Source organism: Acinetobacter sp. SwsAc5 (assembly GCF_013391485.1).
In the GTDB taxonomy this organism is placed as follows: Bacteria; Pseudomonadota; Gammaproteobacteria; order Pseudomonadales; family Moraxellaceae; genus Acinetobacter; species Acinetobacter towneri.
Window position 1 is genome coordinate 58,602 of the sequence record NZ_JACAXD010000008.1, and the last position, 18,302, is coordinate 76,903.

Annotated in this window: 24 protein-coding genes; 4 read left to right on the top strand and 20 right to left on the bottom strand. The window is 38.3% G+C overall.

What is annotated here, in order from left to right; translation table 11 throughout:
• Positions 1–4: 4 nt before the first annotated feature.
• The 19 genes from HYG89_RS06305 to HYG89_RS06395 all read right to left on the bottom strand — a co-directional run bounded on the left by HYG89_RS06305 (position 5) and on the right by HYG89_RS06395 (position 14,635).
• Positions 5–1,030 carry a hypothetical protein gene (locus tag HYG89_RS06305; RefSeq protein ID WP_178866703.1) on the bottom strand — a complete coding sequence of 342 codons (1,026 nt, stop codon included), beginning with the start codon at positions 1,028–1,030 and terminating at the stop codon, positions 5–7.
• 93 nt (positions 1,031–1,123) lie between these two features.
• Positions 1,124–1,561 carry a hypothetical protein gene (locus tag HYG89_RS06310; RefSeq protein WP_178866705.1) on the bottom strand — a complete coding sequence of 146 codons (438 nt, stop codon included), beginning with the start codon at positions 1,559–1,561 and terminating at the stop codon, positions 1,124–1,126.
• A 77-nt stretch (positions 1,562–1,638) separates the two neighbouring features.
• Positions 1,639–2,253, bottom strand: a complete 615-nt coding sequence (locus HYG89_RS06315; RefSeq protein WP_178866707.1) for a hypothetical protein — start codon at positions 2,251–2,253, stop codon at positions 1,639–1,641.
• A gap of 227 nt (positions 2,254–2,480) precedes the next feature.
• On the bottom strand, positions 2,481–3,053 hold the full coding sequence (locus tag HYG89_RS06320) for a hypothetical protein (protein WP_178866709.1): 573 nt from the start codon (positions 3,051–3,053) through the stop codon (positions 2,481–2,483).
• A gap of 60 nt (positions 3,054–3,113) precedes the next feature.
• Positions 3,114–5,399 (bottom strand): hypothetical protein, encoded by a 2,286-nt coding sequence (locus HYG89_RS06325; protein WP_178866710.1) that lies wholly within the window; start codon positions 5,397–5,399, stop codon positions 3,114–3,116.
• A gap of 11 nt (positions 5,400–5,410) precedes the next feature.
• Complete coding sequence (locus HYG89_RS06330) at positions 5,411–7,078, bottom strand: terminase (protein ID WP_178866712.1); 1,668 nt, start codon at positions 7,076–7,078, stop codon at positions 5,411–5,413.
• Positions 7,079–7,166: 88 nt separating this feature from the next.
• Entirely contained in the window at positions 7,167–7,832 is a 666-nt protein-coding gene (locus tag HYG89_RS06335) for a hypothetical protein (RefSeq protein WP_178866714.1), read from the bottom strand.
• Positions 7,833–7,900: 68 nt separating this feature from the next.
• A complete protein-coding gene (locus tag HYG89_RS06340; RefSeq protein ID WP_178866716.1) occupies positions 7,901–8,830 on the bottom strand; it encodes a DUF2971 domain-containing protein in 930 nt (309 codons plus the stop codon).
• Between the two features lie 49 nt (positions 8,831–8,879).
• Entirely contained in the window at positions 8,880–9,338 is a 459-nt protein-coding gene (locus HYG89_RS06345; protein WP_178866718.1) for a type IV toxin-antitoxin system AbiEi family antitoxin domain-containing protein, read from the bottom strand.
• A 19-nt stretch (positions 9,339–9,357) separates the two neighbouring features.
• Positions 9,358–9,753 (bottom strand): DUF1064 domain-containing protein, encoded by a 396-nt coding sequence (locus tag HYG89_RS06350; RefSeq protein WP_178866720.1) that lies wholly within the window; start codon positions 9,751–9,753, stop codon positions 9,358–9,360.
• Entirely contained in the window at positions 9,750–9,935 is a 186-nt protein-coding gene (locus tag HYG89_RS06355; protein ID WP_004761387.1) for a hypothetical protein, read from the bottom strand. The genes HYG89_RS06350 and HYG89_RS06355 overlap by 4 nt, the downstream gene beginning before the upstream one ends.
• Complete coding sequence (locus HYG89_RS06360) at positions 9,935–10,675, bottom strand: ATP-binding protein (protein WP_178866722.1); 741 nt, start codon at positions 10,673–10,675, stop codon at positions 9,935–9,937. Before HYG89_RS06360 ends, HYG89_RS06355 begins: the two co-directional genes overlap by 1 nt.
• The gene (locus HYG89_RS06365; protein ID WP_178866724.1) at positions 10,672–11,580 is read right to left on the bottom strand and encodes a DUF1376 domain-containing protein; all 909 of its coding nucleotides are present in this window, start codon (positions 11,578–11,580) and stop codon (positions 10,672–10,674) included. The genes HYG89_RS06360 and HYG89_RS06365 overlap by 4 nt, the downstream gene beginning before the upstream one ends.
• Positions 11,577–12,338: a site-specific DNA-methyltransferase gene (locus HYG89_RS06370; protein WP_178866726.1), complete on the bottom strand. Its 762-nt coding sequence runs from the start codon at positions 12,336–12,338 to the stop codon at positions 11,577–11,579. Before HYG89_RS06370 ends, HYG89_RS06365 begins: the two co-directional genes overlap by 4 nt.
• A complete protein-coding gene (locus tag HYG89_RS06375; protein WP_178866728.1) occupies positions 12,335–13,060 on the bottom strand; it encodes a hypothetical protein in 726 nt (241 codons plus the stop codon). Before HYG89_RS06375 ends, HYG89_RS06370 begins: the two co-directional genes overlap by 4 nt.
• A 73-nt stretch (positions 13,061–13,133) precedes the next feature.
• Complete coding sequence (locus HYG89_RS06380; RefSeq protein ID WP_178866730.1) at positions 13,134–13,679, bottom strand: hypothetical protein; 546 nt, start codon at positions 13,677–13,679, stop codon at positions 13,134–13,136.
• The gene (locus HYG89_RS06385) at positions 13,676–14,065 is read right to left on the bottom strand and encodes a hypothetical protein (RefSeq protein ID WP_178866625.1); all 390 of its coding nucleotides are present in this window, start codon (positions 14,063–14,065) and stop codon (positions 13,676–13,678) included. The genes HYG89_RS06380 and HYG89_RS06385 overlap by 4 nt, the downstream gene beginning before the upstream one ends.
• Positions 14,066–14,114: 49 nt before the next feature.
• Positions 14,115–14,399, bottom strand: a complete 285-nt coding sequence (locus HYG89_RS06390) for a hypothetical protein (RefSeq protein WP_178866732.1) — start codon at positions 14,397–14,399, stop codon at positions 14,115–14,117.
• Positions 14,400–14,410: 11 nt separating this feature from the next.
• The gene (locus HYG89_RS06395; RefSeq protein ID WP_178866734.1) at positions 14,411–14,635 is read right to left on the bottom strand and encodes a Cro/CI family transcriptional regulator; all 225 of its coding nucleotides are present in this window, start codon (positions 14,633–14,635) and stop codon (positions 14,411–14,413) included.
• A gap of 107 nt (positions 14,636–14,742) precedes the next feature.
• Here HYG89_RS06395 and HYG89_RS06400 point away from each other — a divergent pair, with 107 nt between their 5' ends.
• The 3 genes from HYG89_RS06400 to HYG89_RS06410 are packed head-to-tail and all read left to right on the top strand — an operon-like array spanning position 14,743 to position 17,379.
• Positions 14,743–15,483 (top strand): LexA family transcriptional regulator, encoded by a 741-nt coding sequence (locus tag HYG89_RS06400; RefSeq protein ID WP_178866735.1) that lies wholly within the window; start codon positions 14,743–14,745, stop codon positions 15,481–15,483.
• Positions 15,484–15,527: 44 nt separating this feature from the next.
• Positions 15,528–16,466, top strand: coding sequence for a hypothetical protein (locus HYG89_RS06405; protein ID WP_178866736.1), 939 nt, complete (start codon positions 15,528–15,530; stop codon positions 16,464–16,466).
• Positions 16,467–16,470: 4 nt separating this feature from the next.
• Positions 16,471–17,379 (top strand): hypothetical protein, encoded by a 909-nt coding sequence (locus tag HYG89_RS06410; RefSeq protein ID WP_178866737.1) that lies wholly within the window; start codon positions 16,471–16,473, stop codon positions 17,377–17,379.
• On the opposite strand, the gene HYG89_RS16090 is transcribed toward HYG89_RS06410, so the two are convergent.
• On the bottom strand, positions 17,376–17,507 hold the full coding sequence (locus HYG89_RS16090) for an IS3 family transposase (protein ID WP_372595704.1): 132 nt from the start codon (positions 17,505–17,507) through the stop codon (positions 17,376–17,378). The genes HYG89_RS06410 and HYG89_RS16090 overlap by 4 nt on opposite strands.
• 374 nt (positions 17,508–17,881) lie before the next feature.
• Here HYG89_RS16090 and HYG89_RS06415 point away from each other — a divergent pair, with 374 nt between their 5' ends.
• On the top strand, positions 17,882–18,256 hold the full coding sequence (locus HYG89_RS06415) for a hypothetical protein (protein WP_178866738.1): 375 nt from the start codon (positions 17,882–17,884) through the stop codon (positions 18,254–18,256).
• The last annotated feature ends 46 nt before the right edge of the window (positions 18,257–18,302 follow it).

Below are 18,302 nucleotides of genomic sequence, written 5' to 3' on the forward strand. Positions count from 1 at the left end.
TGTTTTACACACGGCGATCAAGGTATTGCTGGCGTTGTTCTTCAGTCCATGTAGACATTTCCTCAATCAATTGCGCAGGCGTCATACTTGCGATGCGCTCATCACGGGAAACATTGGCAGGACTGCCCGCAGGCAAATCACTAAGGCTGTGTGGTACTTGTGTTTGAGCTTCTGTTACAGCTTTTTTCGCTGCTGCTTTGACCTTATCTTCTTCAGGTTGTGCAGCTGGTTGAGTCGTTTGATTAGCAGATTTATACAAACTTAAAAGTTCTACGACTTGTGTGGCCGTTCCCTTTTCCAAAACGGATTGATACGCACCTTGAACAATGCCTGGTTGAGCAGACATCCAATCACCAAATTCTTTTGATTCAACAATTGATTCAGCATCAGGATGTGTTGTAAAGATTTCTTGGAAATGAGCTTGTTCCGCACTTAACTGTTGCTGCTGTTGCAATGGTGCTAAAGCAGTTTGTAACTGCTGTTGAACCAATGTTGAAACCTGTGCATTCACAAGCTTCTGAATACCAGCAGCCAAATCCTTTTCACTAAAGTCACCAAAAATTGCAGGGTCTACACCCTGATCAATGGCTTGTTGAGCGATATTGACTTGATTGTCTTGTGTGGTTGGCGCTTCCCCAGCCTCTTTACGTTGCTGTGCTTGGGCTTGAAGTTCAGCAAGTTGCTGCTGCGTTTCTTCAAACTTCTGCTTCCATTCTTGTTCACTTTTTCGCGCTTCAGATAAACGCTCAAAAGGAATGGTGTGTTTTCCGTCTTTAGCTAGAACCACTGCATTTTCAGCATTCAATTGATCTTCATCAATTTGCTGTGTCTGAGTTGGCTCTACTTTTGTTTCATCTGCAGGTGGAGCTTGTTCCTTTTCTTGGGCAGTGTTTGGCTCACCACCATTGTCCGATCCATTTAGATCGGTATCGCCATTCATCGCCTGCTCTAACAGTTGCGATGCAAGATCAGGTGGTAATTTCCCACCATTGTTTTCAATCAACTCTTGTTGTTGCTCTGTAATATCCATACTTTCCTACTACTTTTCGCTGTAGCCGCTTAGGTCTGAATGGCTAGAGTGCTCTAGCGTTTAGCTGCTGATTGCTCAACATGAGGAAAGTGTCTAGGATTTACGAATGGTGGGGTTAGCCTTACAGGGGGGATTCGTTGCATGATGATATGCAACAGCTCTTCCGAAATACTCATATACTTCGGGAATATCAAAAACATCTATATAAGGGACAAACAATATATTTTTCTTAAAATCAATAAACCCCTGTCCATTTCTCTGTTTAAAAGGTAATGCCTTTAAAAAAACTTCAAAAAAATATCCCTCATATAGCATGCAATAACTTGCATTTTTATTATCAATTTTTCTCACAAAAGGATTGAAAATAAAATTTCTTAACTTTTTCTCGTTAAAATAATTTGTTTTATCAACTAATTTACTAATTTTTATACTGTATGTCAGTGAATGTGTTTTTCTATTATTTTGGAAGCACCATCTTAAATATGAGTCCATGCCATAATTAATGATTACATTTGCATGGCTTTGTTGCACAAAGATTTCATAACTATATGATTTTAAAAGTTTTGATTATTTTTTGATCCAAAATTAAATTTATTTAAATCAGATGCTTACATATTTATGCAACAAAGCCCATTTGCATACGCTTTATGATCTGAGTATGCTGCTCTCCATAAAATGGACAACACGTAGAGAAATATTTTCTTGGTATCAACTTTTTGAAAGCTAACGCCTGAAGAAAATTTAGAAACTATGACACCTGGTTGTTTTTCTCTTAATAGGTAGATTGAATAATTTTCAAATTCCGAATTAAATTTAGATTCGCAAGTATTACATAGCATTTCCTTTGCCCATGAATCATTGCTTTTTCCAATTTTTTGTTCAGCAGACAAAGAAATTTTAATAGCGTGCCCGTTTTCACTGTCTTTTAAAATTTTACTAAAGACAGTGTTTCCGATCACATGCGATCTTTCTAACTTTCCAAAGTTGCCGCAATAAACACAGTCACCATGCTTTTCTATTCTAACTATTCGGAAGTCTATTCCCCCAAGTTCTTCCTGTAGCTTTTTTATTGCTAGTTTTCTTATTGCATGTCCATCAAGTTCCTGCCTAAATCTGTTCGGCATAAGTATTGTATTTTCACCCTCAAGGGTTTTATAGATTACAAAATAATGTGTAACTAGATAGTGCTTTGGTATTAGCGTGTATCGCCCTGGTGTCTGCATATTTCATCAATAAAAAAGCCCACTTATGTGGACTTTCAATATTACATACAGATAATAATGCATCAACTAGATAAACGCTCTTTCAAGGGTATTATTTTTTTTGTGGACGAGAATCCCCAATAATAATTAATGGTGGTTTGGGAGTCGGTTTCGGTGTGGATTTAGCTGTCATTTAATTTCCTATTTTCTTTTTAGGTGGATTGGGGAAACCAACAATCCAATCTTGCTCAACGGGTGGCTTCGGTGCAGGTTGAGGCGATGGTGGTTTCTGTACCATGTTTAATTCCGAAATCTAATAAAATTGAAAAACCAAGAACTAACAAAAGAATACCTAAAGTAGAAGTTTCATTAAAGGCTTTTTCCAGCAACTTTTTTTTATTCTTTATGCTTGCCTCATAAGAGGCAATAATTTTAGACAAATCATCAGAGAGCCCTTCATAGACTTTCTCCATTGAGTTTGTTGTTATGTATTCTTGCATACCCATCCCCGCAGACAGCTTTAATACATCTGTAACTTTAAGACTAAGTAAAAGCCATCTAATGATGCAAAATATTGAAATAAATAAAAGAACTAGAATAAATATAGGCACAGTTGAAAATGAAAACAAGTCATAATTTTCCATATCAAAAAAATAATATTTAAAAAGTATACTTACAATTGCCATGACCAAAGTTATAAAGGTCAAGTATTTAATAGCTTTATCATCTAATCTTATAGTTTGTGCCTTCACATACTCATACTGCTTTATCTGATATTCATATAAAAAATTTAAATTTTCTTTATCGTATTTTATTTCCATTGATTACACCGCTAACCTACCTATATAGATTGTAATGCATTTTCAGCCACTCAAATCGATTTAAAGATTATCACTCACGCTTTCAGTCTCAATCCCCTGCATCCCTGTACCACCTTGCTGCGGCACAGGTGGATTCATCGGGCTTGTATTTTGTTGCACCATTGGCAATTGTTCACTTCCCGCCTGCGCTCCTTCACCTTCGATATATGGGCTACGGATATTACGTGCTGCAGTCTGCTCTGCTGTTGGGAAATTAGGATCATCACCTATCGGATTCGGCCGCTGATAGCCTGCACCTTGCATCACAACATCGGCAATTGGTGCAATCTGTGGCATTTGGGCAACCTGAGCACCAGCTTGCATTGCAGAGTAAGCTGCCTGAACCCCAATTTGCACTGAACGCGCATCAATCTCTTTAATTTCACTGCCTAATTTACGTTCTTTAAGCTCAAGTTCACGCAATTTAATATCGTTACCTGCTTGTGCCAATGCCTGTTTAACAGCATCCTGAATCTGCAGCTCAATCTGTTCTGGTGTTTGAGCCTGTGTCGCTTGGCGGATCGACTCAATAATATCTTTCTTGAATGGAATATCAGTCAGTGCCATAACATACGGTAATACTGCAGTTTGAATTTCTGCAGGCAATGATTTGGTAATTTCAGACAGTGCATTCAATTGCTGCTCTCTGAATGTCGTAGAACTCGGTACATCATCCAATACAACCTTCAATCTTGTGCGCTGCACATCATTAGAAACATACGGATACCCATGTTCATCTGTTTCAGGCTTATTAATGACAACGGTACGATCTTCACGCACAGCATCACCTTGAATTACAATCACGTGCTGTTGTGTACCCAAATCTTCAACAATCATAGACAACAAGATTTCACCCATTAAAGTACGGGCTTCACGGAAGTTATCCATCATTTTCATTAATGTTTGATTGGATTGCTCAATCTGCAACTGTTCTTGTCTGCCCGATGTAGCATTACCCTTTTTGCCCTGAAAGCCACTGGTGATATTACTGACACGCTCAATCGCTGCCCGGCCATCATTAATCAAAGTAAAATGTTGCTGCGATAATTCAAAATCACGCTTTACTTCAAATTTTGAACCAGGCTTTGCCATGTGTGTTTGATTCAAAATAATGTCAGCATCAGGACGTGCAACTTGACGACGCAATTGCTCGTCAGTCATGTCTACTGCACCTTTTGTACGTTCAACACGTGTAACACTCATTCCCCAACGTAATTTAGAAATACCACTGTTAATACTGTCTTGTGGGAATTTCATACGTCGTACAAAGCCATATGGAATATTAGTATTGTCTTCTCTAAATCCCCAAAACGGCACGTATGGGAAATAATGATGCGAATACGGTGAAGGTCCATCATATAAACAATGAGGACCTAACCAATATGAACGGCGTACTGTAGAAATATTGGCTTGTTCTACACGGGCAACACCCTGAAAAATGGCAATATCATGTGCCATATTGCTGCTGTCATATTCAACGACACGACCATCAGTAAACTTTAATACAGGCACACGCTTCCAACGTCTATACCAGACTTCTGCCAAATTAAGCTCTTGGGATGTTGGGTTATACCAATACTGCTCATTAATCGTATATGAACGAGCATCTAACCATGCGTTATGTAATCCAGTGCTCGAACCACCATCTATAACGTCAGCTTCCAGCCACCAAGAACCACCATGACGCCCGATGGTTGTAATCAACTCTTCATGCTGCGGAAAAGCACTCACCAATCGTTTAGGGTGTATCCAACGGGTACGACGCAACCAACGAGCATCGCTTAAATCGTTTTCAGTGGACTTCATATCCCAATGGATTTCATTACGATGCACAGCAACACAACGATACGGATATTTAAAAGGGTCTTGTTCGCGTTTAACTTCAACCCAACCAAGACCACAACCAATTTGTGGACGAAATGCCATGCTACAAGCCTTATCTGCCTTAGATAAACGCTCAGCCTGATTCAACTTATAATTCAATGCATCAGCAACATCATCACTACCCGTTTCACCATTTGCTTTTACTCGCCAATCAGTACGCGTCTGTAATTCAAAGCCTTCAACAGAAAGTAAAGCAGGACCAATCATGTCCTCTACTGCAGGTGGAATACCAATCGCTTGCATCCTTTTCAACAAATCAGAGTCCAATTGGTTGCCATCGGCATAGTCCATTTCTTTGTCTGCTGTTGCACGCCAGTGAGGTTGCTCCTCAATTTCATGCATAATCTCAGTCAATTCATCAAGACTCAGCACATCATCATCAACATCAGCTTGCTCAAGTTTGCTATTTTGTTGAGTAAACATATTTTAAATCCCTAAAGTCGCCAATCTGTTGGTGGTGCTTCGTTATAACTAGACCTTTGTCCGTACACATTTGTACTTGAATTATCACTGGTACGACTAGCCGTATAGACGTAATCACCAAGTAGACCTGCATCCTTGGCTTGTGCCCATTGTCTGAGCGCGTCAGCACCTTCTGAACAGCCATTTGATTTGTCAGGTTGATCTATGAACATATTGGCTTGCTGATTAAACTTTTTCTTATAGCCTTCGATACGCTCAATACCTAGTTTGCAGCGTTCCTCATCAAACCAAGCATTTTTTAAATGTCTACGGGTTTGCTGAATACCTGTTGTAAGCAAAGTAATACGTGGAATAACCACAAAATTATGACCAGGTAATAATTCCTCAAGCATTTCTAATACTGACTTGTTGTAATCGCCAAGCCTTTGATGTGCTGCATCGTGAGGTAAGAAATGGGTGTGATACAAGTACGGCTTATCTTTGATCAGTTTTGCGTAATATCTTAAATCTTGGCCATGAGCCTCATCATAATCAATGAAACGGTCTTGCTGATTCATCATCTGATGATGCCAAATTGCACAACCATCGTGATTGCCAATATCCCAAAATGAGTTTGTTGGAACGTCTAGCACTTCTATCTGAGCAATACCACCACGTTTACGCAGTTCTAGCATGTCGCTTGCGTAGTAATTCCCTTCTGTACTGACCTGAAAAGCTTCATCTGGAAACGATGGGTACTCTTGCCACATCAAAGCTTGATCGCCTGATAAGTCGTTATCACGTGTAGACACGTACCAAGCGCGCTGATCAGGGTCAATCTTGATCTGCTTGCCTAAGTTTTTAGAAACAACAATTTCAATATGATCAAAAATATTGTGATCTTTTTGAGTAATAATAACTTCTGATGCGTCAATACGGTACTTTGGTTCTTCCCACCAACCATAAAAATGAAGCCTAAAATCTTTTGGTGTCAGTTTTTTACGTGATGCAAAGTTCTTTTGAGCAATCTGTACTTTCTCAAAGAAATCACCACCTCGACCTTCTGCTGTTGATTCAATGACACAGATACCAGTGGTCGGAACCGCAGGCAATGAACCCGTACGTACTTCTTTTGCTTTACCTGGTGACTGTGCGCAAATTTTACCGTATTCAGAAATAAGTAAACGGTGCATAGTACCGCCACGGAATGATGTGGCCACAGAGATTTTAGAGCCGTTGTGTGCGAACTCCATCTCGGTACCATTGTTTGTTTTTAGTGGAAAGCGTTCTAATATTTCAGGTGGTAAGTTGTCGTAGGCAAATTTAATCTTGTCACTGAAAATATCTCCGACAGTTTCAAGGTTCTGTGCAATAACACCACAGTGCTGATTCGCATTAAACAAAGCATGATCAAGCCATAAAATACAAGTCAATGTGGTGAAACCTAACTGACGTGCTTTTAAAATAATATTGCGGTACCACAAACGATTTAAGAATTTCTTCTGTGCGTCATTAGGCTTAAAAGGCAATTCGTAAGTTGGTGCTTCTTCAATTTGACCAAGCTCATTTACAAAGTCATCACCTTTAATTTTGATCTTATACAAACAGCCACTAAAAATACGCCAAATAGGGTCTGCCAAGCAGCGTTCAAGCTCATCGGCATTTGTCGGTAGTGGCTGTAAGTTAGTGTTATAAATCAATTTTCACCTCATTATGCACAACAATGGTGCACTTTTGGCGCACGTACGTGAATGAAATGAAATTGATGTGGGTGGTTAGTCGTTATATTCATGTAGATGCTCCATATTCAGGATCATCTGCAATTGGTTTGAACGCAGAGCTATTACCAGTGCTCACTCGTTCAAGTAATGCTGTCAGCGCATCAACAGGTTTATTGTTCTCATCATCAAGTCCGAATGCTTGACGTTCTAAAGCAATCAATGTTTTGAGTGTGTCGCTTAAATCCTTCATAGACTTCACGCGACCAGGCATTGAGATGATCTTCATGTACAGATCGTTTAATGCATCCCGACCTTTATCATCCTCGCAACGCAATAACTCACCCAATCTTTCAAGATTCTGGGCATTCTCTATACCTACTTGATGCTCAAGCTCATCAAAAAGACTCATAGCAATAGATCGGGAGCGTTGAATATCCTTGCGCTGGCCAAGACGAATGTTGGTTAAAGCTGTCGCACCTTCATCAATAATTTGTTTTTCTGTCAGACGCTTTTCTTTGGATACTTCACTGGATACCAAACTTTTGGATACCAACTCATCGGTCTTAGCTTTAATTTTGGCAGACAAATCACGCACCCAACCATCTCGCTTGGCACGTTTATTAATTGAACCGTGAGTAATCCCATGCTCATCAGCAATCTGCCGCAATGTTTTTACATTGGCCCGATAATCGAGTTCGATCTTTTCCCAATCAATTACTTTTTTTTCAGTCATGATCACCAAACCTCATATTGGTTTAATGATCGTGTTTATAGGTGCAGGGGTCTAACCTTATAGGGGGGTTATTCAAGTTCATACAACTTTGATTGTGAAACTTTAAAATCATAACCCAGATCCTGAATTAGCTTTTCAATAGTTTTAACAAACCATCCTGGAGCATAAGGTGAAATAACTATTTCTTTAATTAAAATACTTAAATCTATTTCTATTGTTCTAATTACAGGACGTTCTTTTTTTAACTTAGTTACAACTTCTAAAAGACTTGTATTTGAAGGTATATATACTTGACTCTGCTGTAAATTTCTTACTTTTTCTTTCAGTATATCTTTAGGTATTTTACTTACATTTTCTCTAATTTCTTGTAATTCCAAATCTATTTGGTTATACCAATTATTCATTTCACGTTCAAAGTCTTTTTGATAATTTTCTAGGACCTCAACTCTATCTTCATTATCAATCAATAAAATACGATACTCTTTCTCATGTTCAAAAGATTCTCTTTTCATTAAAAGTGAATTAAATACATTAACATCCTTCAAATTTTTTATCTTTACACCTTCTAGACCTGAATCATAAGACACCTTACTAAAAATCAAATGGAATTCTTCACTTGAAGATAAAGATTCTTTTAAGGCACCAACATCTGTTTTAATAACTAATGATTCTGGTGTTGAACAATACAATTTCCACATCCCAGCAGACTCATTTTTATTATGATGCCAACAACTAACATATGCATAAAAATTGCTAATATTCACATAATCAGAAAATATACTCCCACCATAAGTATGACTACTATCAATACCAAAATGTTTAGCAAGTTCTTTTTTAACTAATTCTGAAAAGTGATTCGCATGTCCTTCATACGGATCTTCAAATCTGTCAAAACGAGGAAACACTAAATTTTTATGCAGTAACAAATCAAGAAATTTAGACGTATCCATATAGCGCCATAATGGATTATTATTTTCCAAATCTCTTAATAGCTCCATAACATTAACTCTCGATTAATTTAATTAATCCAATATATTATAGAGTTATTCATAACAATTCACCCTGCTTTCCAACATCCAATAAATCACTTACTTGCTTTGAAAGTTTACGAACCTGACCAGAAACCTCGCTTTGTAAAATTGCCATATGATGGCCCATTTCAATATTTGCATATTGCATGGCTTCAGCCACCATCAAATTACCCAAGTTACGTGCTTCACGTGGCGTAAGCGTTAAAACTTCATCATCTCCAATTTCAATTTTTACAGTGCCATCAGGTAAAACCATTTTCGACATAATGCGACTTGGACGATGCTTAGGAGCAGGAATGAACACACCACGCTGTACGCGAATGATTTGCCCGCTATCCACTAAATAACTTAAACGGTCATCAATAATGGATAGCTTCAAGCCAGTCAGCTGTGACAGCGTTTCACGGGTGACAATTTGTTCTTGATTATGCAAGTCTTCAATGGCTTCTAATATTGTTTCAGCGTTTGATTTCATCGTCCTATGCCCCTTTGCTTTAAACTTCTACTACGTCAATATTGTGAATAAGCTTCATCAGCTTACGTTTGATGATGTATGCATCGGTTTTATGACCTTTGGCATCTTCACAGATGAATTGGCCATCCTTAGTCCAATAAACAAAATCGGCAATATAATCGGTACCTCGCTCACGCTTACCATCAATCACTTGCGGTGGTATCAGGTTGTAACGAACTTGTGTGTGCAACTCTTTAATTTCACCTGCACGCTGTAAAACCTTTAAATCATTTAAACGACGATATTCATGCTGTGAATCAGCAACTTTTTCACCATCGACAATCACTTTATGATTGCCATATTTTGGCTTTTTAGGTTTGGCCTCACGTTTGTGTGCAAGTCTCTTGATTTGCGCTGGTGATAAATAACTTGTCATGCCACATCCTTTTCTTTATTCGTCCAATCGTGCCAAACACGTTTCCCATCTTTCTCGCCAAAACCACAAAATAAACAGGCAATATCAAAACCATGTGGGCAATTTGTTTTTTTCAACATGGAAGCATTGCTTCTCTGTTGACGTCGTTGCTGTGTGATGCGCTGTTTCATTTTTCTTTTCATTAGCTATCAATCCTTAAATCCTGCCAATTACACTCCACCATAGTCAGGCCATCATGCTGAAAGCGGGACCATAGCCGATCACCTAAATCATCACGAAGTTTTTTCAAGGTAAAATTGGAAATAAGCATGGTTGGTTTTTTGCTGTCATATCGCTTTGTCAAAACCTTGTGGACCAACTCCATACGCTTATCACGATCATGCAACCCATACTCATCCACGATTAATAAATCGTATTGCGCGAACTGATAAATCACGGCTTCTTCAGATTGATCTTTTGTATCCTTATCCCATGCATTCATGATTCGCTGCGCAATTTCTTCACTGGTGATGTAACGTGCTTTCAGTCCTTTTTTCAGCAAGTGTTTTGCCGTTGCACAAGCAAGATGTGTTTTACCTGTTCCTGTTGAACCCACCATGATGAAATTTGAAATTCGCTTTTCTGCAATACGTTGTGCATAGCCTGCGCATTGACTCAATGCATGTGCTTGCCCTTGTGTATGCGTCTGATAATTTGAAAATGCTGAATGCATGTGTCGATCAGGAAGCATTGCACTCGCAATATGTTTTTCAAATACAGCTCTATCCGTTTCAGCCTGATGCTTTGTTTTTTCAGCCAACAAAAATTCACGAGCACATTCAGGGCAAGTTAAATTTTTACCAGTTGAGATTTTTTTCAGTCCATGTTTTTCACAAACTTCCTGTGACATCACGTGACCATTGAATTGAAAATGTGCGTTCATTCCATGCCCTCAGGTAATTCAACCTTGCCGAAAAATGGCTGGTTGTTCATGGGTTGATCTTTCCAGGCATCGTTAACGTTCAAACCCGTAGATCGAGTGGCAGCCTGTTTTGGTTTCACGTTAGGTTTATCAGGTGCAGCCAATGGTGTTTGTTGCCGTCGCTCAACCCATTGAACCAATTTCCCAAGTACTTGGTTTTTCACCATTTGGTTTTTATGCCCGTACTCAGCCTGTAAATCCTCTTGGAGTTTATTCAGATCGTCTTGAGTAATTTCCTTCAGACCACGCAGTTTGATACGAGTGTTCACAGTGATTAAATCAAATGAAAAACGCTCGTCTTCTGCCGTTTCAGAGTCGGACAAATTTTGGTCGTGCGATATAGAGATATTATTAATAGATGAAGGTGACGATGACGGGCATTCCTCAAGCATGTTTTTAGCATCATCTAAGCATTGCTCATGCATTGCTTGTGTATATGCATGAGCATTGCTTGTGTTATGCATGTTATCTGCATAAGTATTGCTATTCTCATGCTTGGTTGATGCATTATCTTGTGATTTATTCCAACGTGCTTCAGCTGCTTTCTTTGCCCGCTCTGCTTTTGCAGACTTATTACTTTCTGCCTGAGTCTTTAAATTATCTAAGTATTCCGAATGGATTTCCCCATCCTGAACATTCAATAAATTTGAGCTGATCAAAACGGCTTTTAATGTCTTCACTTTTGATGAAGAAATTCGCGTAATGCTCGCAATAATATTGTTGTCATCTGGAATGGCACCATTGCGCCAATAATCCATTAGCAATAAAAAGGATGCACCAATTTGCTCAGTGGTCATGCGTGTGGTTTTCGCAAGCATGTCACCAATGTAGACAGGCATCCATATTTCTACGTCTTGGTTGCTCATACTGCCTCACTGAATAGCTTTTGTTGATGGAATATCACGGCTTCATCAAGGCGAGTTTTGGCAGTCTCAAAATAGCTTGTATCTTTTTCAATACCGATGAATCGTCGCCCAGTGTTGATACAAGCCACTCCTGTTGTCCCACTCCCCATTGTGCTATCCAGCACTAATTCACCAGCATTGGTATATGTGCGGATTAAATACTCACAAAGTGAAACAGGTTTTTGTGTAGGATGAAGTGCTTGCTTTTGCTTGTCGGAACTAAATACTTGTACTGAACGTGGGTATCGTTCAGTAGAGTCATAATCTTTAACACTAAGTTGTTTTCCGTAGTGTTCAGAACCTATAACTTTCTTTTTTGCTGTTTTACGTTCATGACCAAATGTTTTTTGAGGGTTATATATTGGTTGTGATTTATAAAAAATCAAAATGCTTTCATGAGCTCTTAAAGGCTGTTTCTTTGCATTTAAAAATCCTGTTGCATTTGGCTTTTCCCAAATCCACTCGTAGCGAAATAATTTTAAATTTGAACAAGCGAGTACTGCTGTAAATGGTTGCGCACTAAATAATGCAATTGCTCCATTCGGCTTTATTACACGCTCATACTCAGCCCAAAGTGGCTCAAATGGAATAACAGCATCCCAGCTGCAGCAAGTTGTACCGTAAGGCAAATCACATAGGATCATGTCAACGGTACCGCTTGCAATTTCTTTCATTCGCTCTAAGCAATCACCATGAAATAATTCATAAGGAGAATTCATGCTGCCCCCTCATATCCAATGGTTTTCCCGCTACCACCTAATACCTGGTCAGCTATCCACAATTTTCGTAAACGGTCCTCAGCAATTTCATGACCCGAATTTACCCACTCAGCAACTGCTAAAAATTCCTGATAGCACTTGGTATTGATAAATTTAATATCAGCTTCGATAAGGACCTGAATTTGTTCAATGCCAAAATCGTCAGGAATATTTTTCTGAGATTCGATTTCTTTAATTATTTCCTGATCCAAACCAAGCCAACCAACCTTTTTCAATCCATGACCAAGATCAATTTTGCAATCTTTCTTACCACGTAATAATTCAATATGGCTCATGCTTGGCAAATCACGACGAAATTCAACTGTAACCATTGGTTTGCTCAAATCATCAATATTCATCATGTGAATATCAGCTGATAATTGCCATGCTTCAGGTTGTTCAACATGACCTAAAATTAAAGCTATGGCCAAATCCTGATAATCATAAGCACCGATGGTAAAGTGATACGGCAAAGTATCTGCATTTGGAAAACGTTCCAATAACTCACTTTCCTGTCGCTTTTTGTCTTCGATGTAATCACGTACATGGGCAGATACGAATTGCATACTCATTTCATAGGTGTGTTTAACATCCTGTCTAATGAGGGCCATTTTTTGAAGCTGCTGAACAGCTTTTGGACTCAACTTTTTCGGGTTATATTTTTTCGAGCGTTTCTTTTTCATTACAGCCCCCAAAATTTGATTGCGACTGAACCAATCAACATGAAGATAAACATCAAAACCTTGTTATGTTCTTTCATGCTTCATTCTCCACTTTGTAGGTTTTTGCCGCTTGCTTAACTGAATCCCACCGTTTCGCCCCAATTCTTGTGTGCCCTTTAGCGGCGTCGCGTAAATGGCGTACTTGGTACCCACATAATTCAGCAAGGCGCTTAAAGTCATTAGGTCTTGGGTACTTAGCAACAAAGGCCGATAACACCATGCATTGCTCTTTAATTTGTAGTTGATGTTGTAGTTGACTTTGTTGGCGTCGTTGCTCTTTTAGTGCAGCGCGTTGTTTTCGTATCTCAATATTTTTTGCTTCAATGGTTTTTTCTTGTGCCAGCTTTTCTTCATCACTTTTAACTAAGCGAGCCGAAAGTGTAGGTAAAAGGCCATTTTTAAAGTGTGTAAATCCAGGCTCCAAAACTGTAACTTCACCACCATCGGCTAAATAAATCTCAAGTTCGCGCTCCAGTTGCTCTCTCGAAGAGCGCTTAGCTTCAATTTCCGCATAGGTAACATCTTTACCAATTCTGACAGCAGCAATTTGATTGGGTAGATGGTTAAAAATATGACTCACGACACTTCCCCCTGTGCTGCAATCGCTCGTTGGTGGTATTTCTCTACATCGTTTAATCCAGATACGAGCAAGGCAGCTGGAGGTGATAATCGCTTTTTTGCTTTAATTTCTGCAGAAGTGGGATAACGAACACAACTTTTTTGAATTGATACAAGACCAAACAAAGGTATAACGACATGATCACCATCAACATCTTTGACCTCATAGATGCCGTGATAATGCTCGTATGCACCATGATTACTAAGCACAACCAAATCACCTACGGCATAATCCGAGCTATTCGGAATTTCCGAATAGTTGGAATCTGGTACTAAACAGTGATTACACTGCTCTTCCTTAAACTCTGGGCATTTGCCCTTACACTGATGTTCTGTTAAATTGTTCATGTTCAATTTGGTTCTCCAATCAATGAACACAAAAGCCTGATCCACGAAATCAGGCTTTTTTTGTGCTTGAGAATATATTTAGACTTTTGAATACACTCTTGAATACGCTTGTAGACGTTGTATTCTTTGATTTTTGTACATGCACAGATGATGATTGACCTGTTTCCATTTCAATCTTTAAATCTATGGCTTCTCTTAACCATTTAGCTCGGTCACTACCCTGGCTCATCGCCAAGTCATCTACCAATTCCTGTACTTCCAGTGGCACACGAGTTGACATAGGTGCCAAAAGTTTTCGGCTAAATGAAAAAATTGGAAAAGTTATTTTTTGCATAGCGTTTCCTTTTATGTACAAGCTGACTCACGTAGCTCAATCCAAATGTTTTGGTAATCCTCTGGGAATAAGTCTTTGCGTGTGCAGATTCCACGGTCCTCTGCAATCACAGCTAGGCGAATCTTTCTATCAGTTGGAATAGCCTTCCACCCACTTACAGAAGGACCAGTGATACCTAAAAGCCGTGCAACTGCATTACACCCACCCAAGGCTTCAATCAGTTGGTTGTCATTCATGTTGCTCTCCTATAACAAAACAAATTATTAGGCATTCCTTATAAATAATCAATAGGCACACCTAATTTTATTCATGTTAGGATTTCCTAACGATTTGAGAGTTGCTTATGAAAACACTTGCTGAAAGACTGAAGTATGCAATGGAAGTTCTGCCTATTAAAAAAGTTAAAGGTGTAGAACTCGCCCGCGCTGTTGGAGTAAAACCTCCATCTGTGAGTGATTGGCTCTCTGGTAAATCAAAAACCATGGAAGGTGAAAATCTTTTGCGTGCAGCAAAGTATTTGAACGTTAACCCAGTATGGTTAGCTACTGGCAATGGTGAGATAAAGTTAGATCAAAAAAATAGCTCAGGGCGCATAGATGCTAAATCATTAAGTGATTTAGGTGCTCTTGATAACAACGTTGCCCCTGTGACTGCAAAATTATTACCTGTTCTTTCATGGGTGCAAGCTGGAACAATGACGTCTATAGAAGCAATCAATCCATCAGAAATTAACGAATGGCTCCCCCCTTTAAGTGCGGATGATCCAAACGGCTGTTTTTATTTAAGAGTTGTTGGTATTAGTAATTTTCCGACCTACATGGAAGGTGACTATATTTTAGTGAATCCAAACTTCCAAACTTCTGACCTGATTTCTGAAGACCTGATTGTTGTACGCCATAATTCAGATGCAACGTTTAAGAAATTTGTCATAGAAAGTGATGAGCGTAAATATTTGCAAGCACTTAATCCAAATTTCCAGCCCAATATTATTGAGTTTGAAGAAGGAATGCAGTTGGTTGGGTTGGTAATTGATGCATTTAGACCATTGGGTGGTTCACGTCCAAAACGTGTAAGAAGAAGTTAATAGTACTTTTGCAAACCTAGCTTTTAGCTATAGGGATACAATAGATGACCACATCACAAATTATTCAATATCTACCCTCTTCAAATTATGTTGAGTATCTTCGTGGTTCAACTGATGGTGTTTCAGGAGCCACTCATCTAGCAACTATCAAATGGGAAGATGATGTAGAGCGAGATTCATGGGTAAAAATTTACGCTGGTAATAAACCTAGAAGTCTAATTAATGAAATGATTGGATACCTTTTAGGGAGAGCACTTAATTTACCAATGCCGCCTAGAGCTGGTTTCCTTTTATTAGAAAATAAAATGCTAAATCCATCGTTTGTAAATGTACTTAGTGAAGTAGATCGCTACAGAGGATTTACTTTTGCTTGGGTGTCGGAAGATGTTAAAGGTAAGAACCTTAGGATTGAGATAGAAAACAACCCAAATGCTATGAAGGTGATGCTTGAATATTTTAGCTCATGTATGAAAGATTGGAGCCATTTATCAAATTTGATTGCATTTGATGATTGGATATTAAATACAGATAGAAATATGGGAAATTCTATTCATTTACCTGATAAGACTTTTAGTCTTATTGATCATGGTGAATGTATGCATGGAGGAAATTGGAAAGAAGCTCAATTAATTGACTTTAATTGTCCTCACATGGGCTTCGCACATAATCTTCATTTAAGGCTACTTCATGAGAAACATGAGGCTTCTGGATTGTTCCAATACGAAAACACTATGCAAGAACTCGAAAAAGCCAAACTTGAACATAAAAATGCATTTCTGCAAGCAGAAGCTGAAATAAGACTTCACTTGCATGATTTAATCGGTGATGAAGTCATTGAAACAGGTATCGAAGAAATACCATCATATTTAGCCTTAGAAACTGTTTTAAACTTTCTTAAGTATCGGGCAGAAGGTCTAACAAAATTTAGCGAAAGATGTGATACATTTCTTTCATCTCATTCGATTGTTCGTCCACTGAGTTAATGTTATGAATAATTTCAAAGGGCTAGAAGAAAAATTTAAGCAAAACTTACCTCAAAAAAATACAATTGAGGGGCATTGGGCACAAATCCGTTGGACACCTGATCTAGTTACTAATGAACAAATATCTATTGGCATCTTTTTTGAAGAAAATGGATTCATTCACACCAAATTTATTGAAGATTATGGTCGTCTACAGTGTGTCTATGGAAATGACATTTCCAACAACCTTGAGTTAGCGATTGATTTAATAGAATATTTACTTAAACGTGACTGGAAAAAATCTGTCTCTCCTCAATTAGTGTTTGACCAACGAGGCTTTGCTCGTGGTGACTCTATACAAGCTATTTTAGAGAAATTATTTGATCGAGCAGTCCCTTTCGGTAAACCGCATAATTCACTAAATGAACCAGTAAATCGTTTTCCTACCTATAGAACATCCAATTTAATAAACAATGTTAAGTCAAATATTTATAATCAAATTAAAGAGAATGTATATGATATTTTTCCAGAAAAGTCTTGGCTAGATGTCAAAATTGGGCAAAAAACTCATCAGATAGATGTGCCAATTCGCCCTAAAGGAACTAAACAAGTTGGAAATATAAACTCCACAATCTACAAAACATATGACAAATTTGAGATTAGCTGTCTAGCAGCATTAACTGATCTTCAATTAGCAAAAAAATGTGGTCTTGGGGACGATGCTGTATTATTTACATTATTGCCCAATGACACTTTATTAAGTTTATTGCCAGAGCAAGAGCAAGAAAAAAGATTTAATTTCTTAAAAGAATTTGAATGGAAACTAGAAATGAACGAAATAGCACATCAGAAATATTTTGAAGAGTCTGATATTTCAAACGAAATTCTAGTATGGGCGCACAAGACTATCCCAACCCCAGACTTATTTAATTAAGTAAATCGTCTACAACAAGCCATCCATCTGATTAGCCCCAATATTAGACGGTTTGATAAAGCAGCTTTTAAGGACTGATTTCTGTATTGTACAGGACTCAGTCTTTTTAATTTAACCTTGATTCGCATGGTTATAACAAAGCAGTTTGAAGAATCGGATGAAAAAATTAATGGTTATTTTGATTTATTGGAAAATACAGATACTTCACAAGATGTACGCAACCAAATCCTTTGCAAAGACTATTACAAAGAAAAATATGGGATCAACTGTAATCGTTGAAGTAAAACTACTGTCATATCTACTGATTATTATCTAGCCAAGGTCAATGCATTCCTGACCTGTAATAACGTAGCAGCGCAAAACTAACCCACCAATGCCTATCCTGGTGGGTTTTCTTTTGCCAAAAAAATTAGGTAAACCTAAAATAATTAGGAATACCTATTGACTAAATAATTAGGTTTGCCTAATATTTGATTCACCAACAACAAACATGGTGAATGATATGCCAGTCAAAACCACATCATTTTCTCAGACGCTAGGCAACCTACGTCACGGAGAAACACTTTCCGAAATTGATGAACTTCTTACAGATGCTCTTCAGGCATCAGAAGACACAGGGAAAGTTTCTAAAGTCACTGTGACATTAACAATTAAACCTAATGGTAAAGGCACCTACAAAATTGTTGATGACATTAAAGCCACCCTACCTAAGTTTGAGCGTGAGCCAACAATTTTGTTTACCGATGGTGATCAGCAGCTTGTTCGTGAAGACCCACGCCAACAAAAACTAAAACTTGAACAGATCGCAGATTCGGGTCCTGCAGTTGTTAAAGCACTTCCTGAAACCCCAGCACCAAAATTTAAAACATTGAGCTAATTGCTTAGCTTTTATAACAACTCAATTAACTATCGGTGAAAAAACA